This window comes from Phenylobacterium sp. (genome assembly GCF_035276905.1).
Lineage (GTDB): Bacteria > Pseudomonadota > Alphaproteobacteria > Caulobacterales > Caulobacteraceae > Phenylobacterium.
The window spans coordinates 47,673-64,596 of the sequence record NZ_DATELG010000107.1; the positions used below are offsets into that span (position 1 = coordinate 47,673).

Genomic DNA, 16,924 nt, shown 5'->3' on the forward strand with positions numbered 1-16,924 from the left:
GAGGGATATTCAGGTCGATGAAGCGATACGAAGGCAAGGTCGCCGTCGTCACGGCCTCGGCCGCCGGGATCGGCCGCGCCATAGTCGAGCGGCTCGTCGCGGAAGGGGCGCACGTCCTGGCGACCAGCCGCAACGGCGCGGACGAACTGGCCGCGAAGCTGGGCGAGCGCTGCGTTTCGATGAGGGTCGACATCGGCCAGGAAGACCAGATCATCGCGATGGTCGAGGCCGCCAAGGCGCGGTTCGGCCGGATCGACGTCGCGTTCAACGTCGCCAATGGCGCGCGCCTGGGCACGATCCTCGGCAGCTCGGCTGCGGAGTGGCGGGTCGCCTTCGACGTCTCGGTGATCGGCACCTTCAACTGCGTGCGCCACGAAGCCCGGCAGATGATCGAGGCGGGGATTCGCGGGGCGATCGTCAATGTCGCCTCGCTGAACGCCGATGTGCCCGCCCGCGGCCTGAGCTCATACTCGGCGGCCAAGGCCGCGATCGTCATGCTCGGCAAGGCCTGCAGCATCGAGTTCGCCCAGTATGGCGTGCGGGTGAACACCCTGTCTCCCGGGCTGACCGGCACGGCCGTCAACAAGGACATCCCGGAGGCGATGCTCGCCGCCTTTATGGAACGGATCCCGGTCGGGCGCATGGCGAGCCCCGAGGAGCAGGCCGAAGCCGCCTTGTTCCTGGGCAGCGAACAGGCCTCCTACATCTGCGGCGAGAACCTCGTCGTCGACGGCGGCTGGGCCAACAGCGGCTATCCCGACACCCGTCTATGGTTCGGCGGGCTGCTCGACGACAAGCTCGGCTAGGCGACGCCGCCGGAAACACGGTTGTGATGTCTGCACTGCGCGTCGGGCCGCGGCATTGACGCTCGAGACCCGCCGGCTAGGGTCGCTTCCAGGCGGCCAGAGCGCCGCGGTCCAGGGGCGATCCGTCGAGGAGCCGCGACCCTCTCCGACCGAACTCACGGAGTGCCGAATGACCAAGGTAATGAAGGGGGTGCGGATCCTCGAGGTGGCGCAGTTCACCTTCGTGCCTGCGGCCGGGGCGGTGCTCGCCGACTGGGGCGCGGACGTCATCAAGATCGAGCATCCGGTGCGCGGCGACACCCAGCGGGGCTTCGTGCAGTTCGGCGGCGGTCAGACCTACAATCCCAATCGCCACACCCTCATCGAGCATCCGAACCGCGGCAAGCGCAGCGTCGGCCTGGACCTGTCCAAGCCGCAGGGTCAGGAGCTTCTCTACGACATCGCCCGCACCGCCGACGTCTTCCTGACCAATTACCTCCCGGCGGCGCGGCAGAAGCACAGGTTCGACGTGGAGCACATCCGCGCCGTCAATCCGAACATCATCTATGCGCGCGGCAGCGCCTGGGGCGACAAGGGTCCCGAGCGCGAGGCCGGCGGCTTCGACAGCACGGCCTTCTGGGCGCGGTCCGGCATCGGCCTGGCGCTCTCTCCCTCGACCTTGGATGCGCCGCTCTCCCAGGCGATCCCGGCGTTTGGCGACAGCATCGGCGGGATGACCATCGCCGGCGGGATCTCGGCGGCTCTGTTCCACCGCAACAACACCGGCGAGGCGGTCGAGCTTGACGTCTCCCTCCTCTCGACCGGCTGGTGGGCGGCAGGGGCCGCGATCACCCAGGCGATGGAGTCCGGCCAGGCCGTGCGCCCCGGAGCGCCGCGCATCGGAGGGATGCCGAACAATCCCTTCCTTGGCAGCTATATGACCGAGGACGGCGGGGTGATCATGCTGTGCACGCTCACCCCCGGGCCCTACATCCGCGACGTCTTCGAGCACCTCGGGATTCCGGAGGCGGCGGAGGATCCGCGGTTCGCGAACGCCGAAGCGCTGATGAAGAACTGGGCTGACGCCAGCGGCGCGATCACGGCGGCGTTCCTCAAGAAGCCCTTCGCCTACTGGCTCGAGCGCTTGAAGACGATGAAAGGCCAGTGGGCGCCCTACCAGTCGATGCTGGACTTGGCCAACGACCAGCAGGCGCTGGCCAACGACATGGTCGTCGAGGTCGAGGCGGTGGACGGCGGACGGCCGCTGAAGCTGGTCCGCTCGCCGGTGCAGTTCGACCACGCGCCGATCGAGACCACCCGCGCGCCGCAAGCTTCCGAGCACACAGAGCTCTTCCTGCTCGAAGATCTCGGCGTCGAGTGGGATCGCATCGAAGCCCTCAAGAGCGCCGGCGTCATCGCCTGACCGCCGGCGCCTCAGTCCCGCACCCTTCGGGCCTAGCCTGCCTGGATCACTTCGAGGAGATGGCCCTCCGGATCGGCGTAGAACGCCAGGCGCGCGGTCATGCCGGGCATGTCCATAGGGCCGATCGGCTGGAACACGCTTCCCCCCGCGGCCAGCACACGCGCCTCGAACGCCTCGAGATCGTCGGTGAACATGCCGCAGATCATGGCTCCGGGCGCAGGCGCGGGGCCCCCATCGACATAGGCCATCACCAGCATCTCGACCTTGCCGTCGGGCGCGCTGAAGATGAATTCCTCTACCGCGCGGCCGTTGATCTTCCCGGTCAGGAACTGGCCTTCGCCATAGCCGACGACGGCGCGGTAGAAAGCCGCCTGTTTGTGCAGGTCTCGAACGACCAGCTTCGGGAAGCCGAAGCGTGCAGGGAGTTTGTCAGCCAAGGTCTTCGCTCCAGTGATGAATGATGGCTTGCCCGAGCCACGCGGCTCACTTCAGCGCGTCTCCACGCTCGGCGCACCCGTCGGTATGGTTGTGGGCCCCGCTGTGCGGAGGTTTCCACGTATGTGAAATAGTTGCTGCGTGAATCAGAGACCGCGCCGCCGCCCTTCGCTAGCTATAATTGAAATTAGTATATGATTGACGGCGCGGTCGCGACGCGCGTGAATGGCAGGCCCCGCGCAAGGCTGCGGTCGCGGGGCGTGGGCGGCGTGCGCCGCGGCTGCTGAGCGAGGAATTTAGCGTGTCGATACTGCTGGTCGAGCGGAAGGGCCCCGTTACGGTGCTGACCCTGAACCGCCGGGAGCGCCACAACGCCCTGTCGCCGGCGCTGGGCCTCGAGCTGAAGGCGGCGGTCGCCGCGTTCCGGGATGATCCCGACCAGCTGGTGCTGATTATCACGGGCGCCGGTGATCAGGCCTTCTGCTCGGGCGCCGACCTGAAGGAGATGCGCGAAGGCCAGGCGGACCCGGCGGCGCGGCCGTCCGGCAAGCGCCCGCTGCCGATGGCTCCGGAGCCGGACATGGCGGGCCTGCTGACCTGCCACAAGCCGGTGATCGCGGCGATCAACGGCCTGGCCGTCGGCGGGGGCCTGGAGATCACGCTATGCTGCGACATCCGGCTGGCGGCCGAGGGGGCCTGGTTCGGCCTTCCCGAACCGGGTCACGGCTTCATCGCCGGCGTCGCAGCGGTCGCGCTGCCGCGGCTGATGCCGATGGGCGCGGTGATGGACATGATGCTCGCCGGCGAGCGGCTGCCTGCGGCGGACGCCTATCGCCTGGGCCTGGTGCAGTGCCTCGTCCCGCGCGAGCGCTTGATGGACGAGGCGATGCGCCGCGCCGAGGCGATGGCCAAGAGCTCGCCTTCGGCGCTCTGGGGCACCAAGCAGGTGCTGCGCTACTGGCGCGACCTGATGCTGCAGGAGCATCACCGCTACTACGACGCCGTGGTCCACCGCGTGCTGCTGTCGGGCGACATGATCGAAGGCATCCGCGCCTTCGCCGAGAAGCGCGAACGGCGCTACCGCACGGACTGGCCGGACCCGTTCGAGCGGGCCGAGTCGCTAGGAGGCTCCGCCGACTGAGCGGCAGTGGACGTCGATCTCCTCGCGCATGACGGCCACGAGCTCGGCTTCGCGGGCGCTCAGCTCGCTGGGGCGGGCATGGACGCTGAGCGCGAGCGCCTTGCCGAAGCTGTCGCGGAACGGCAGCTTCACGGCGGTCGCCCCGGCCTCGGCGACCAGCCGGCCGAGCACCGTGGCATAGCCGCGCTCGCGCGCCGCCCGCACGGTCTGCAGCACCGCCTCCGGCTGCTCGCGTTCGCCGATGTCCGGCAGGGTGTTCAGCCGCCGCACGATCCGGCCGATCTCCTCGTCGGCGACCTCGGTCAGCAGCATGACGCCGCCGGCCGCGCGGGTCAGCGGCCGCAGGCTGCCGGCGCGCAGCGCCAGCATGCGCCGGCCGGGCGCGGCCAGGGTGTAGACGTACTGCACGTGCACGCCCTGGCGCGAGGACAGGATCACCGTCGCCCCGGTCCGCTCGCGCACCGCCGACAGCAGGTCCAGCACCTGGAAGGCGTGCAGCCCGTCGAAGCGGAGGTAGCCGCCGACCAGGGCGACCCGGATCGAGGGCGCAAATTCGTGCGTGGTCGGATTGAAGTTCAGGTAGCCGAGCTGAAGGAGGCTGTTGATCAGAACCGAGGTGCTGGACTGCGGATAGCCGAGCAGCTTGGCGATCTCCGACACCCGCGCCGGCCGCTTCAGCTTCTCCATCAACTCCAGGATCGCCAGCGCCCGCTGAGCGGACTTCACCGTGCTCATCTACGCATCCCAGCCCCGCCGCCCGGCCGCCTCCCGTAAGCTTTCGTAGCCGAGGCCCCCCGGCCGCTCAAGCTCCACGACCCCGCTCGCTCCAAAGCCGCTTCCATCAGCAGGCTGATATCGACCCGCCGATGTTGCCCCCAGACTCCGCCGCCGGCATCCTTTCGCCGGCGCGCTTGGCGCCCCGCCGGCGTCGGTCCGGAAGGAGGGATGAGCCCATGGACGACGCCACGCACGAGTCTCCCTGGCGGGGCGAGCTTGCGCCCGACCGGAAATACGGCCTGCTGATCGACGGCGAGTTCGTCGCGGGCGAAGGCGGACAGACCTTCCAGTGCGAGTACCCGTTCACCGGCGAGAAATGGGGCGCAGCGCCGCTTGCGACCAAGGCCGACGTCGATCGCGCGGTGCAGGCCGCCCGTCGGGCCTTCGACGGCTGGGGCCGCACGCGCCCGATGGAGCGCGCCGCGGCGCTGAGGCGCCTGGCCGACCTCATCCTTGCGGACGCCGACGCCCTGGGCCGCCTCCAGGTGCACGAGAACGGCAAGCTGCTGAGCGAGATGCGCACCAGCGCTCCTGCGCTGACGGCGCTCGCCCACTTCATGGCCGGGCTGGCTGAAAGCGACAGCGGCTACACTTCCCAGTCCAATCTGCCGGACATGACGAGCTATGTCGTGCGGGAGCCGATCGGCGTGGTCGCCGCCATCACGCCCTGGAACAGCCCGCTGGGGCTGCTTGGCTGGAAGCTGTTCCCGGCGCTCGCCGCCGGCAACACGATCGTGATCAAACCCTCGGAAGTGACGCCGTTCTCGACCCTGCGGCTTGGCGAGCTGTGCATGAAGGCGGGCATTCCGCCAGGGGTGGTCAACGTCGTCACGGGATTCGGCGACGTCGGTGCAGCCCTGGTCGAGCATCCGCTGGTGGACAAGATCGCCTTCACCGGCGCGACCACGACCGGCCAGGCCATCGCCCGCGTCGCGGCGGGCCGGAATGCGCGGGTGTCGCTCGAGCTCGGGGGAAAGTCGCCGAACATCATCTTCGACGACGCCGATCTCGACCGGGCGATCGACGGCGTCATCACCGGAATCTTCAGCGCCTCCGGCCAGTCCTGCATCGCCGGCTCGCGGATCCTGGTGCAGGAGACGATCGGCCAGGACTTTTTCGACGAACTGGCGCGCCGGGTGAACGCTCTGAGGCTTGGCGACCCGCTGGACAGCGCCTCCGAAATCTCGCCGCTCGCATCGCGCGCGCACATGCAGAAGGTGCTGAGCTACATCGACATCGCCCGGTCCGAGGGCGCGAGCGCGCTCACCGGCGGCGGGCGTCCGACCGAGGCGGCCCTCGCCGAGGGCTTCTTCGTCAAGCCGACGCTCTTCACCGGGGTGCGCAACGACTTCCGCATCGCCCGCGAGGAGGTCTTCGGCCCCGTCGGCGTGATCGTCCGTTTCAAGGACGAGGACGACGCCGCGCGGATCGCCAACGATACGCCGTTCGGTCTGGGCGCGGCGATCTGGACGGAGAACGTGCGGCGCGGTCACCGCATGATCCCGCGCCTGCGCGCCGGCACGGTCTGGCTGAACAGCTACCGGGCCGGCGAGTACACGCGTCCGTTCGGCGGCTTCAAGCAGAGCGGGCTCGGCCGCGAGGTCGGGATCAATGCGCTCGACGCCTACACGGAGCTGAAGTCCGTCTTCATTTCCCACTAGATCCCCCGCTCTTCCCCGCGGAACGCGGGGTGACCGGAGCGGGAGGGTCAACCTGTGGGATCATGCTATAGGCGCGGCTTCGCAGCACGCGCCGGACATTCCCGCCGCGCCCGCGCCATTCGCCGCCGGTCAGGCCCTCAGACGCCGTTTGAAGAAGCGGACGATGGCTTGATAGGCTTCGCTGGGCTCCGGCGCGGAGGCGTCGTAGTAGAAGCAATGGCCCAGACCGTCGAAGACGTGCAGGGACGAGTCCGCGCCCGCGCGGATCAGGGCCCGGTGGGCCGCAATGGCCGGGCTCATATCGAAGGCGCGGGTGGCGGTGAGGATCATGCTGGGCGGGAACTTCGCCAGCAGCGCCGGATCGCCGAGCGTCGGATCAACGAACGGGTCGTCGGCGCGCGCGGTCGAGAAATAGCCGAGCTTGGTGTTGAGCACGCCTGGGATCGGGGCCACGGGCGGAGCCGTGGCGGCGCCGATCGCGGCGAAGTAGTCGCTGTCGCCGTGGGAGAAGCCGCCCGCGCCGAACACCCCGATCGCGGCGGGCGCCGGCAAGCCGTCGGCGACGATCCTGTAGGCGGCCTGGAGCGACAGAATCCCGCCGGCCGACCCGCCATAGATCACGATGTTCTCCGGCGCGTGGTGCTGCAGCAGCTCTCGATAGACGGCGACGACATCGTCGGTGGCGGCCGGATATTTGTGCTCGTAACCCTGGCGGTAGTCGATCGAGACCACCTTCATTCCGGTCAGATGCGCCATCGGGATCGCTTCGATGCGTGAGACATAGCCGTAGCCCGAACAGAACCCGCCGCCGTGCAGGTTCAGGAGGATCCGATCGGGATCGCAATTGGCCGGGATGAACGCCTCGCCTCGGACGCCGGCAAGGACGACGTCTCGCATCTCGACGGGGAACTCGGCCAGCAGCTTCTCCGACAGCGGCCGGGCGAACATCTCGTCCAGGCCCGCGCGGAAGGCGTCGACCGCAGCCCTGTAGGCGTCGGGGACGTCGATCTTGTCGATGGCCGAGATGTCGATCGGCAGCGCCGCGGCAAGCGCCTGGGCCTGAGCCCGGGCGGTCGATGCGCTGAGGGCGGCGGAGATGGGCAGGCTGAAGGATGGAACCTGGATGGTTCCGTCGCTCTCGACCCTGGCTGCGGCTTTGGCGTCGTCAGTAGCCATGAGACCTTCCTCGACAGTCGTTCTGCGATGCTCGCAGGAGGCGGCGTCGCGTAACGCCGCCTCAACGCCTCGCTTAGGCGGAAAACTCGAACATCACGCCCAGGGTGGCGCTCGTCGGCAGTGCAAATCCATCGGGCGCGGCGGCGGCGCCCACCTGGATCCCACGCCGGGTGAAATAGTCGCGCGCCTGCTCAACGTCGCGCACGCCGTAGACGGTGGAGCGGATCCCCTGGCCGTGCTTGGCCAGATGGTCGCTCAGCGCGCCCTCCCCGTCCGGCGCGATCAGCTCGATGTGGGAGTCGCCGACCTTGAATCCCCGGGCACGGGCGCTCACGCCCGACCGTGGGGCCTCATAGGCGATCTCGGTGGCGAACAGACGCTGCAGGAAGGCGCTCGGGGCGTCCAGATCGTGGACCGCCACCGTATAGGCCTTCAGGCCGGTCAAGCCGATGGGATGCTCGTCGCGCCAATAGTCCGCCGGCAGCATGCGCCGGCCCAGCAGCGGCCATTCGCGCTCGTGGAACGACTGGTCATAGAACTCGAACGACACGCCGAAGCAGTCGTCCGGGTGGGTGTGCACCGCGACCTTGATGTCGCGGGCGATGCGGACGCCGCAGGCGGCGATCGTCTCGCGCACCTCTTCCATGTCCGCCTGGTACTCGATCCCGAGCCAGTGGGGGCCATAACGGGCGTTGAGCAGGAATGCGTGCGGGACGAACGGCTCGATGATCACGCCGCCAAAGGCGATCAGGGCGGCGCGCCATTCGGTCTGAGGCATGTCGAGCAGGAACTCCGCGCCGAACAGGTCGCGAAGACGGGCCATGCCGGCGTCAAAGTCCTCCAGCACGACATTCATATGATTTACCCGGAACGGGCGGATTCTGCGGGACATTGTCTCAGCCTCCCCAGGGCGGGCAATCTTGCTCGCCGACCAGCGCTTTAGTTCTGACATCTGGTGGAGTCGATCTACCGGCCTCCCGCCTCAGCTCAAATCAAGAGCGTGATTTCAGGCCCAGATGACGTGCGCGGACCCATGCTGAATGGGATTGTGCCGGCTCGCCGTCACGCATTTTGGAGCTGAATTCGAAATGGAAACGACATCGCTTCAACGGCTCCGCCTCGACGGCAAGGTGGCCGTGATCACCGGCGGCGCCCGCGGCGTCGGGCGGGGCGTCGCCAAGGTGTTCAGCGAGGCGGGCGCCTCAGTCGTCCTGACCGCGCGCACCCAGGCGGATCTCGACGTGGCCGTCGCGGAGATCAACGGCCAAGGCGGCCGCGCCGTCGCGGTCGCGGCCGACGCCAGCCAACGGGGCGACAACGCGCGCACGGTCGAAACGGCGCTGGAGGCGTTCGGCAGGATCGACATCGTCGTCAACAACGCCGGCGGCGCCGGCCCGACGTCGTTCGAGGAGATCACGGAAGAGAAATTCCTCCATGATTTTCAGTTCAACGTCGTTTCAGCTTTCAGCCTCACGCAGCTCGCCGCGCCCCATCTGCGCAAGAGCCGAGGCGGCGCGGTCGTGAACATCTCCTCCCGGGCCTCGCAACTCGGCGGGCCGGGCTTCCTGACCTATAGCGTGGTGAAGGCGGGCCTGGAGCAGATGACGCGCATGCTGGCGAAAGATCTCGCGCCGGACATTCGCGTCAACGCCATCTCGCTCGGGATGATCTCGACGGATGCGCTCGCGGGCTATCTGGACACCCAGCCGGGCGCGCGTGAGCGCGTTCTGCGACAGATCCCATTGCAGCGGATCGGCGACGTCGGGGACATCGGGCTGGCCGCGCTCTTTCTCTGCGCCGAGAACGGCTACGCCACCGGCGCCGTCCTGAACATCGACGGCGGCATCGAGACGTCGCCCTCCCTGACGGGGTGAGACTTGCAGAGCTCCCTTAGCCCGTCGTTCGACCGAGCCTGGCCTCCAGCATGCGCTCGAGCTGGCGTCGCGCCACCTTGTTGCTGGGCAGCATGGGCACCTCGTCCCGGCCGATGGCGACGTAGGCGCGCGGCACCTTGAAGCCGGAGAGGCGCTCTCGCAACTGCGCCTCTATGTCCCCGAAGTCGAGCGTCACGCCATCCCGCGCCACCACGGCCGCGACCACGATCTGCCCCCGCTCCGCGTCGGGCAGGCCGACGACGTAGGCGGAGTGCACGCCCTCGAGTTGCTGCATCTCCATTTCGACCTCGGCGGGAGACACGTTGGCGCTGGCTGTCTTGATCATGTCGCCGCTGCGCCCCACGAAATGGATGCGCGTCCCGTCGCGCACCCCCAGGTCGCCGGTTCGATAAAATCCGTCAGGCTCGAAGACCTGCTCGCGCTCGACCTTGTGGAGACCCGGGGTGACGGCGAACCCGCGCACCTGGATCTCGCCCTGGCCGCCGTCTCCCACCTCGCCGCCGTCCCAGACGCGGACCTCGAAGCCGTCGGCGATGTGCTCAAGCGGAGAGGTCAGCGGGTAGCCCGGGACGCGCAGGGTGTCGGCGTAGGCGTACGGCCCCAAGGTCTCGGTCATGCCGATCGACCAGATGACCTCGTCCGAGGGCGCCGGCCGCAGATCCTCCTCGGCCAGCACGCTGCCCATGGCCTTGCGGCTGTTGGTGGAGGTCCGTTCCGGGCAGGCGGTGGTCACGCCATGCGCCCAGTTGGGCAACAGCATGAAGCCCAGCCCGCCGATCCAGAACATCGGCAGGGGCGAGGGCCGCCGCTGGCCGGGCTCGAGCCGCATCATCTCGGCGATGTAGAAGGTCCGCCGCATGAGCGGTCCGTGGAGGTGCTTGACCCCCTTCGGCAGGGCCATCGCCCCCGACGTATAGATCTCCATGACCTGATCGGCGGGATGGACCTCGGATTCGATCGCCGCCAGCAACGCCTCGCTGACGCTCGGCGCGGCGTCGCTGAGATAGCCGGAGTCGTGAAAGCCGGCGGGAAGATCGCCTTCGGCGCAGAGGATCCAGCGCAGATATGGAGCCTCCGCGAGCCGCAGGTCAGGCCCGCTCGCCGTTCTCAGCCCGGGCAGCGCTTCACACAGGCGCTCCACATAGTCATGGCCGAGCAAGGATCGCTGGACGATAAGGCCCATGACGTCGGACTGCCGAAGCACGCGGACCAGCTCGTTGGCCTTGATCAGGGTGCTGATCGGCACGGCGATCGCGCCAATCCGCGCGATCGCCGCGAAGGTCACGGCGAACGACGGACCGTTGCCATAGATGAATCCCACGCGCGCGCCCTTGCCCACGCCGCGCGCGATCAGCCCGCGCGCCAGCTCGGCCGAACGCAGATCAAGCTCTGCGAAGGTCGCCGTCTCCTCGGCGGCGGCGTCGGACTCCAGACTGATCGCCACGGCGTCGCCGTAAGCCTGGGCCGCAGCCCGAACGAACTGTGGAAAGGTCTTCGCCGCGCGAAGATCGCGATGAAGAAAGCTCGCCCTATTCATGCAACGGCACTCCCGAGAACCATATCCTGCGCCTGCGACGGCTCCGCCGAGGCGCGGGACCGGCCTCTGACGACAACGCGTCCGTCCCCCGCCGCAATCGTTTCGCGGGCGCCTGGCGCGCCAAGCCTAAGCCGCTGCAGCGTCGATAGTCGCTTCGCGCCGATCCGATTTGCTGTCGGCATCCTTTGAATGGATACGGCATAACCCTATTTGGAAAAGACTTCGCCCGCACGTATTCGCCGAATACGGGAGGATATCATCCATATGATCAATCGAGTGCGCTACGCTGCTTCCGCAGCTCCGCCTCGTAGCCGAGCTGCGCCGACCGCGTGCTGCGCTGCGATGAAGCCGAACGTCATGGAGGCGCCGACGCTGGAGCCCGCGCCGACATAGAACCGTCCCGTCACGCCGGCCGTGGAATTGCCGGTGGCGTAGAGGCCCTCGATCACCTCTCCCTGCGGCCGCAGGGCGCGAGCGAACTCGTCGGCGACGATGCCGCCCGCGGTCCCGACGTCTCCGGGGAAGATCTGCAGCGCATAGAACGGCGCCTCCTCGATCCCGCCTAGCGTCGGCACGGGCTTGTGGGTCGGGTCGGCGAACCATTGATCGTACTGCCTGGCGCCCCGGCCGAAGTCCTCGTCGACGCCCCGGCGCGCGAACCCGTTGAACCGCGCCACCGTGGCGGTCAGGCTCGCCGCGTCGAGGCCGCACTGGGCGGCCAAGCCCTCGAGGGTGTCGGCCTTCTTCAAGAAGCCGCTGTCCAGCCACTCCCTGGGCGTCACGCCCGGCATCTGGTGGGCCAGGAAGTAGTTCCGGCGATGTCGGCTGTCCAAGATCATCCAGCTTGGCACCGCCTGCGCTTGCGTGTGCCGCCTGTACATCTTCTGTCCCACCTCCATGTAGGAGGCGGCCTCGTTCATGTAGCGCTGGCCTGCGCCGTCGACGACGATGCAGTGCGGCTTGGCGGTGTCCGTCAGCACCATCACCCGTGGAGAGCGGTGCGGCCTGGGCGGAAGGGCCGTCGGAATCCACCACGCCTCCTCCATCAGGTCGACCGCCGCGCCGATGCGCATCGCCTCCTGGATCATCTCGCCGGTGTCGCCCGGATTGGCGTGCGTCCAGTCGATCGACGCCGGCTTCGGCTGGTAGCGCTCGCGCATCTCCTTGTTGTGGGAAAATCCGCCGGCGTTGATCAGCACGCCGTTCCGTGCGCCGATGCATCGGTCGACGCCGTTCCAGGTCACCCTTACGCCGACCACCCGGCCGCCCTCGACCAGGAGCTCGCGCACCGGGGCATCCGTGCGGATTTGTACGCCCGCCTTGACGGCGGCCTGGAGCATGCGTCCCTGCAAGGCGTAGCCGGCGCTCACCAGATGCTTGCCGGTCAACTTCTGCAGCACGGATCGCAGAGCCACCTTCATCGCGAGCCACTTGGCGATCCAAGTGCGCTTGATCAGCACCATCTTCAAGCTCTCGTCGAAGCCAATCGGCGAGGGGATCAGGCCCGGACGCAGCCTCGACTTCCATGGGCCAAGCTCGTTCAGGTCGAACAGCTCGGCGATAAGGGTCCGGCCCTCCGCGGTCCCTCCAGGGCGCTCGTCGTAGTAGTCGGAGTAGCCCTGCATGCGTTTGAACTTGAGCCCGTGCGCCAGTAGGAACTCGATCATCTTCGGCGATTGAGCGACAAAAGCCTTCCGCCGCGCGGCGCTGGCGCCGGGCCCGCAGTCGCCGAACTGCGTGAGGTAGGTCAGCGCCTTCGCCTGGCTGTCGGGCACGCCGTCCCGGGCGAGCAGCGGGTTGTCGGGCGCCCACAGGACGCCGCCGGACATGGCGGTTGAACCGCCGACCACCTCGGTCTTTTCCAGAACGAGCGGCTCCTTGCCGGCGGCCTTGACGACCAAGGCGGCGCAGAACGAGGGGGCGCCGCTGCCGACAATGACGAAATCAAAGACCTCGTCCATCACTCCTCCTCCCAGCGCCGCCCTTCTGGACCCACCGGCCAAGCGTGCGCTCGGGGCGAGTCTTCACAACGCCCCGCGCAAGTCCAGCCAATTTTAGTTTAATTTAAAATACATGGTCGAGCCGGCCTATTCGGCGGCGACCGAAGAGGATTGGCCCAAGCTCGCCTCCTCGGCGATTTTCCGCTTGAGCAGACGTCTCGCCATGACCCCTGCGGCGTCGGCCTTCAGGATGATCGGCTTCTGGTCGAGGAAATCGGTGCTTTCGCCCATGGCGGCCTGCTGAGCCTCGATCATCGGGCCATCCTGGGTCTGGAAGATCCTTTTGACCATGGCCGCGGTGGCGCGGGTCGCCTCCTCGTCCGCTATGTTGAAGGTCCGGCCAGTGGCCCAGAAATAGTGGCTGCTGAACTCCGTCTCCGGCGTCAGGAGGTGCGCCGAAGGTGATTGGACACCCTCCTCTGGCGACCTGCCCCGCTCCCACCAGGCGGTGAGCACCAGGATGACGCCAGGGGCGCTCCAGCGCGAATGCCCCTGACCTTCGATCCCGCTGGACGTGAAGCCATAGGCCTTTCGTCGGTCCTGGTCGAAATTGAGATCTGGCCGCCAGAGCATGGACCAGATGGTCTCGCCGTCGACCTGGACCTCGTTCTTGAAGCGCGCGAAGTCCCCGCCAAGGTCTATCTCGGGATGCAGATAGTGGACGTGGCTGAGATCGAGAAGATTATCGGCGATCAGCTGATAATTCGCCTTGATATGCAGATGTCCCTGCGCCGTGGCGAACCGTTCGTCGGTGATGAAGTCGAAGGTTGGAATCTTGGCGGGATCGGCCAGCTCCGGCCGCCCCATCCACAACCAGACCACTCCATGGCGCTCCACGGCGGGATAGGACTTCACGCACGGCTTGAGGACCGTGTTGTCGCGGTCGTTGGGCATGTCGACGCACGCGCCGTCGCTGCCGAAGCGCAATCCGTGATAGCCGCACTGCAGGCTGTCGCCGACGCGCGCGCCCAGGGAGAGCGGCACGAAGCGATGCGGGCACCGGTCCTGCAGCGCCGCGACCTCGCCGGACGAGGTGCGGAACATGACGACCGGCTCGTTGCAGATCTTGCGGCTGACCAGGGCGTCGTCGAGCTCGCCAGCGTTGGCCGCCACATACCAGGCGTTCCTCAGGAAGGGCACGGCGTTCTCCTTGCTCTCAACAACGGTCTGGAGCGATTTCGCGATACGAAAGACCTCGCGCGGCCAAGCCGGACACAAGGCGCGGACCGCTGGCGATAGGCTGACATATATCGACGTGCGCGCATAGCAGTGAGACCGAATAGGCCAGCTTAGCTTTTGGTCTACTCCCGCACATTCGTCGAATCGCCGTCCGAAAGCTTCACATTCGCGGACTTCTGGCCGCAAAGACGTGGACCTATATCATAAATAACTTACAGCCGCTGCCGAAGGTATCAGAGCGCGCCGGGCTCAAGCGGCGACGTAGCCGCCGTCGACCGGCAAGACGACCCCCGTGATGTTCCTGGCGAGATCCGACGCCAGGAACAGCGCCGCATTGGCCGCATCCTCGGGATCGATCGGGCGCCCAAGCGGCTGATACTTGCCGTAGGCGGCCTCTACCTCGGGCGTAATCTGCCGGTCCGGCGCGCCGTCCGGCCTGCCGAAATTGGTGGCCATCGCCGCGGGGCAGACGGCGTTCACCCGGATCCCGTGGCGGGCGTACTCTATGGCGAGGCCGCGGGTGATCTGAATCACCGCGCCTTTGGTCGCGCCATAGATCGAGCCGCCCCAGCCCACGAGGCCCGCGACCGAGCCGGTGTTGACGATCACGCCCTGGCCGTCGGCCTGCTGAAGGAATTGCCGGATCGCCTGCCGACAGCCGTTGACGACGCCGCGGAAATTCACGTCCGACAGCAGTTCATAGTCTGCGTCGGTCGACTCGGCGAAACCGGCGGGGGCCGCGCCGGAGCGGCTGCTAGCGATCCCCACATTGTTGAAGATCACGTCGAGCCGGCCGTAGGCCTCGACGGCGGCGTCGATGGCGGCCTTGACCTGGGCTTCGTCCCGGACGTCGCAGGTCACCGCCCGCGCCGCAAAGCCCTCGGCCGCGACGCGAGCCGCGGTCTCCTGGTTGCGTTCCGGCACGAGGTCGGCGCAGATGATCGCCGCGCCATGACGGGCGAAGATCAACGCCGCGGCGCGTCCGACGCCCGACCCGGCGCCCATGATCACGACCGACTTGCCTTTGAGCAGCACCGACGCCTCCCCTTCCGTGATCGTTGCGGATCAACTCGCCAGGTTGAGGCACTGCAGATCCTGGTAGATCCGGACGCCCTCGACCCCGCGCTCCCGGCCGATCCCGCTCTGCTTACGGCCCCCGGACGAGGCGTAGGCGCTCGCGAAGCCGGTGTTCACGTTCACCGTGCCAGAGCGGATGCGGCCGGCGACCGCAAGCGCCTGCCGGACGTCCTTGCCGTAGACGTAGCCCGACAGCCCGAACGCCGAGTCATTCGCCATCTGCACGGCGTGGTCGACGTCGCGGTAGCCGATGACGCAGATCACCGGCCCGAAGATCTCGTCCTGAGCGGCCGGGTTGCTGTTGTCCGGAACGTCGAGGATCGTCGGCGCGAAGTAGAAACCGGGTCGGTCGATACGCCGGCCGCCCGCCACGATCTTGGCGCCGGCGGCCACTGCCAGCTCGACATAGCGCGCGCAGCGCTCAAGCTGAGCCTGGCTGATCACCGGGCTCATGGTCGTGCTTGGGTCATGGGGGTCACCGGCGCGCAGGGCCGCCAGGCTCGCCTTCATCGCCTCCATGACCTTCGGCTTGTCTGCTTGCGGCACGAAGATGCGCGTTCCCAGCACGCAGCCTTGGCCCGCATGGGCCATGCAGACGCCAAGCGCCGCGTGTGCGGCCGCCTCGACCCGATCGGGAAGGAAGATCTGAGCCGACTTTCCGCCCAGCTCCAGCTGCAAGCGCTTCATGGTCGGCGCCGCCTGCGCCATCACCTTCTTGCCGACGTCAGTCGAGCCGGTGAAGGCGACCATGTCCACCGCCGGATCGGTCGTCAGCAGGAGGGCGCCCTCGGCGCCCGTCTCGGCGAGAATGCTCAGCACGCCGGGAGGGAGCTGCGCCTCCAAGGCCGCCTCCGCAAGGGCCAGAGCGCTCAGCGGCGTCAGCGGACTGGGCCGCAGAATGGCGCAGTTGCCCGTCGCCAGCGCCGGCATGATCTTCCAGAGGCCGATGTTGAGCGGAAAGTTGTAAGCCGCGATCCCCGCGACCACCCCCACCGGCACGTACCGCCGCAGGCTCTGGACCAGCCCCTGCCCCACGACCCGCTCCTCCAGCGGAAGCGGGTTCTCCTCCAGCTCCGGCAGCTTCAGATAGAGGTCGAGCATGCCCCTCATCTGCCGCAGCGGCGAGCGAACCTGGGCCTCCAGCACCACGGACCCCGCGGGGCAGCCGGTCTCGGCGACGATGAGCGCTTCGAGCTCGTCGGCGCGCGCCTCCAGGGCCGAGACGAACCGCTGCAGGACCGAGACCCGCTCGTGCGGGCGCAGCCCGGCCCACAGGCCGCCGTCGAAGGCGCGCCGGGCGTCGGCGATCGCCTGGCGAAACTGATCGAGCGACGCGCCGGGAAAGGTTGCGACCGGCGAGCCTGTCGCCGGGCTGACGACGGTGAGGTCGGCCCCGCGGCCTCGCGTCAGGCGGCCGCCCACCAGCATGTCCCGATGCCGCGCGACCTGCACGTCAAGCTTTTTTGCGGCGGCGCTCATGCCTTCTCCTCAAATCCGGCTTTCGTCGCCCGAACTGGTTACTCTCCGCCGGAATGCGAAATCTAATATCAAATTCAGGTCTGTTGATATCACGGCCGACGCTCGGCTTCTGCCGATGCCCTACTGGCGATCGCGCGTCCGCCGGCGGATATCCGAGGGATATCAAATGCTGCCCAACGAATATTGGACACCTAGTATTGGTTCGCGTTCGCTCGGCCCTGAAGGTCATCTGCTGCGAGCATGGCTCGCACCCGCGGCAGGGTGGGCGCAGCGCCAAATGATGCTGAGCTCGGATGAGCGCGGTGGGACTGATCGACGCCCAGCGAGACGCTGCAGCGACTGGAGAGACGCGATTGTAT

14 protein-coding genes are annotated in these 16,924 nt (G+C 67.8%); 5 read left to right on the forward strand and 9 right to left on the reverse strand.

The features are described 5' to 3' along the window. The first annotated feature begins 17 nt into the window (after positions 1 to 17). Together VJS38_RS04805 and VJS38_RS04810 are read left to right on the forward strand one after the other, a co-directional pair. Complete coding sequence (locus tag VJS38_RS04805) at positions 18 to 806, forward strand: SDR family NAD(P)-dependent oxidoreductase (RefSeq protein ID WP_324087014.1); 789 nt, start codon at positions 18 to 20, stop codon at positions 804 to 806. A 169-nt stretch (positions 807 to 975) separates the two neighbouring features. Further along, positions 976 to 2,208, forward strand: a complete 1,233-nt coding sequence (locus VJS38_RS04810; protein WP_324087015.1) for a CaiB/BaiF CoA transferase family protein — start codon at positions 976 to 978, stop codon at positions 2,206 to 2,208. A 32-nt stretch (positions 2,209 to 2,240) separates the two neighbouring features. On the opposite strand, the gene VJS38_RS04815 is transcribed toward VJS38_RS04810, so the two are convergent. Beyond that, entirely contained in the window at positions 2,241 to 2,645 is a 405-nt protein-coding gene (locus VJS38_RS04815; RefSeq protein ID WP_324087016.1) for a VOC family protein, read from the reverse strand. A gap of 299 nt (positions 2,646 to 2,944) precedes the next feature. Between VJS38_RS04815 and VJS38_RS04820 the strand changes: the two genes are divergently transcribed. Continuing rightward, the gene (locus VJS38_RS04820) at positions 2,945 to 3,784 is read left to right on the forward strand and encodes an enoyl-CoA hydratase/isomerase family protein (RefSeq protein WP_324087017.1); all 840 of its coding nucleotides are present in this window, start codon (positions 2,945 to 2,947) and stop codon (positions 3,782 to 3,784) included. Here VJS38_RS04820 and VJS38_RS04825 read toward each other — a convergent pair. After that, complete coding sequence (locus tag VJS38_RS04825) at positions 3,764 to 4,519, reverse strand: IclR family transcriptional regulator (RefSeq protein WP_324087018.1); 756 nt, start codon at positions 4,517 to 4,519, stop codon at positions 3,764 to 3,766. The two genes, VJS38_RS04820 and VJS38_RS04825, sit on opposite strands and share 21 nt — an antisense overlap. A 218-nt stretch (positions 4,520 to 4,737) precedes the next feature. Here VJS38_RS04825 and VJS38_RS04830 point away from each other — a divergent pair, with 218 nt between their 5' ends. Further along, positions 4,738 to 6,222 carry an aldehyde dehydrogenase gene (locus VJS38_RS04830; protein ID WP_324087019.1) on the forward strand — a complete coding sequence of 495 codons (1,485 nt, stop codon included), beginning with the start codon at positions 4,738 to 4,740 and terminating at the stop codon, positions 6,220 to 6,222. A gap of 129 nt (positions 6,223 to 6,351) precedes the next feature. Here the strand turns inward: VJS38_RS04830 and VJS38_RS04835 are convergent, their stop codons facing one another. Both VJS38_RS04835 and VJS38_RS04840 read right to left on the reverse strand, forming a co-directional pair. Next, positions 6,352 to 7,398 (reverse strand): alpha/beta hydrolase, encoded by a 1,047-nt coding sequence (locus VJS38_RS04835; protein ID WP_324087020.1) that lies wholly within the window; start codon positions 7,396 to 7,398, stop codon positions 6,352 to 6,354. 73 nt (positions 7,399 to 7,471) lie between these two features. Next, positions 7,472 to 8,290, reverse strand: a complete 819-nt coding sequence (locus VJS38_RS04840; RefSeq protein WP_324087021.1) for a VOC family protein — start codon at positions 8,288 to 8,290, stop codon at positions 7,472 to 7,474. A gap of 154 nt (positions 8,291 to 8,444) precedes the next feature. Between VJS38_RS04840 and VJS38_RS04845 the strand changes: the two genes are divergently transcribed. Next, positions 8,445 to 9,272 carry a glucose 1-dehydrogenase gene (locus VJS38_RS04845; protein ID WP_324087022.1) on the forward strand — a complete coding sequence of 276 codons (828 nt, stop codon included), beginning with the start codon at positions 8,445 to 8,447 and terminating at the stop codon, positions 9,270 to 9,272. A 16-nt stretch (positions 9,273 to 9,288) separates the two neighbouring features. Here VJS38_RS04845 and VJS38_RS04850 read toward each other — a convergent pair whose 3' ends face one another. The 5 genes from VJS38_RS04850 to VJS38_RS04870 all read right to left on the reverse strand — a co-directional run bounded on the left by VJS38_RS04850 (position 9,289) and on the right by VJS38_RS04870 (position 16,565). Then, the gene (locus VJS38_RS04850; protein WP_324087023.1) at positions 9,289 to 10,830 is read right to left on the reverse strand and encodes a class I adenylate-forming enzyme family protein; all 1,542 of its coding nucleotides are present in this window, start codon (positions 10,828 to 10,830) and stop codon (positions 9,289 to 9,291) included. A 281-nt stretch (positions 10,831 to 11,111) separates the two neighbouring features. Further along, entirely contained in the window at positions 11,112 to 12,791 is a 1,680-nt protein-coding gene (locus VJS38_RS04855) for an FAD-binding protein (RefSeq protein ID WP_324087024.1), read from the reverse strand. A 126-nt stretch (positions 12,792 to 12,917) separates the two neighbouring features. After that, on the reverse strand, positions 12,918 to 13,970 hold the full coding sequence (locus tag VJS38_RS04860; protein WP_324087025.1) for an aromatic ring-hydroxylating dioxygenase subunit alpha: 1,053 nt from the start codon (positions 13,968 to 13,970) through the stop codon (positions 12,918 to 12,920). A 288-nt stretch (positions 13,971 to 14,258) separates the two neighbouring features. Then, on the reverse strand, positions 14,259 to 15,044 hold the full coding sequence (locus VJS38_RS04865; protein WP_324087026.1) for an SDR family NAD(P)-dependent oxidoreductase: 786 nt from the start codon (positions 15,042 to 15,044) through the stop codon (positions 14,259 to 14,261). 30 nt (positions 15,045 to 15,074) lie between these two features. Then, on the reverse strand, positions 15,075 to 16,565 hold the full coding sequence (locus VJS38_RS04870; RefSeq protein ID WP_324087027.1) for an aldehyde dehydrogenase family protein: 1,491 nt from the start codon (positions 16,563 to 16,565) through the stop codon (positions 15,075 to 15,077). Between the last annotated feature and the right edge of the window lie 359 nt (positions 16,566 to 16,924).

Excerpts from the sequence above, each read along its gene's own strand:
- VJS38_RS04825 (WP_324087018.1), bottom strand. The coding sequence starts at position 4,519 with ATGAGCACGGTGAAGTCCGCTCAGCGGGCGCTGGCGATCCTGGAGTTG.
- VJS38_RS04835 (WP_324087020.1), bottom strand. The coding sequence starts at position 7,398 with ATGGCTACTGACGACGCCAAAGCCGCAGCCAGGGTCGAGAGCGACGGA.
- VJS38_RS04855 (WP_324087024.1), bottom strand. The coding sequence starts at position 12,791 with ATGGACGAGGTCTTTGATTTCGTCATTGTCGGCAGCGGCGCCCCCTCG.
- VJS38_RS04840 (WP_324087021.1), bottom strand. The coding sequence starts at position 8,290 with ATGTCCCGCAGAATCCGCCCGTTCCGGGTAAATCATATGAATGTCGTG.
- VJS38_RS04830 (WP_324087019.1), top strand. The coding sequence starts at position 4,738 with ATGGACGACGCCACGCACGAGTCTCCCTGGCGGGGCGAGCTTGCGCCC.
- VJS38_RS04805 (WP_324087014.1), top strand. The coding sequence starts at position 18 with ATGAAGCGATACGAAGGCAAGGTCGCCGTCGTCACGGCCTCGGCCGCC.
- VJS38_RS04870 (WP_324087027.1), bottom strand. The coding sequence starts at position 16,565 with ATGAGCGCCGCCGCAAAAAAGCTTGACGTGCAGGTCGCGCGGCATCGG.
- VJS38_RS04810 (WP_324087015.1), top strand. The coding sequence starts at position 976 with ATGACCAAGGTAATGAAGGGGGTGCGGATCCTCGAGGTGGCGCAGTTC.
- VJS38_RS04850 (WP_324087023.1), bottom strand. The coding sequence starts at position 10,830 with ATGAATAGGGCGAGCTTTCTTCATCGCGATCTTCGCGCGGCGAAGACC.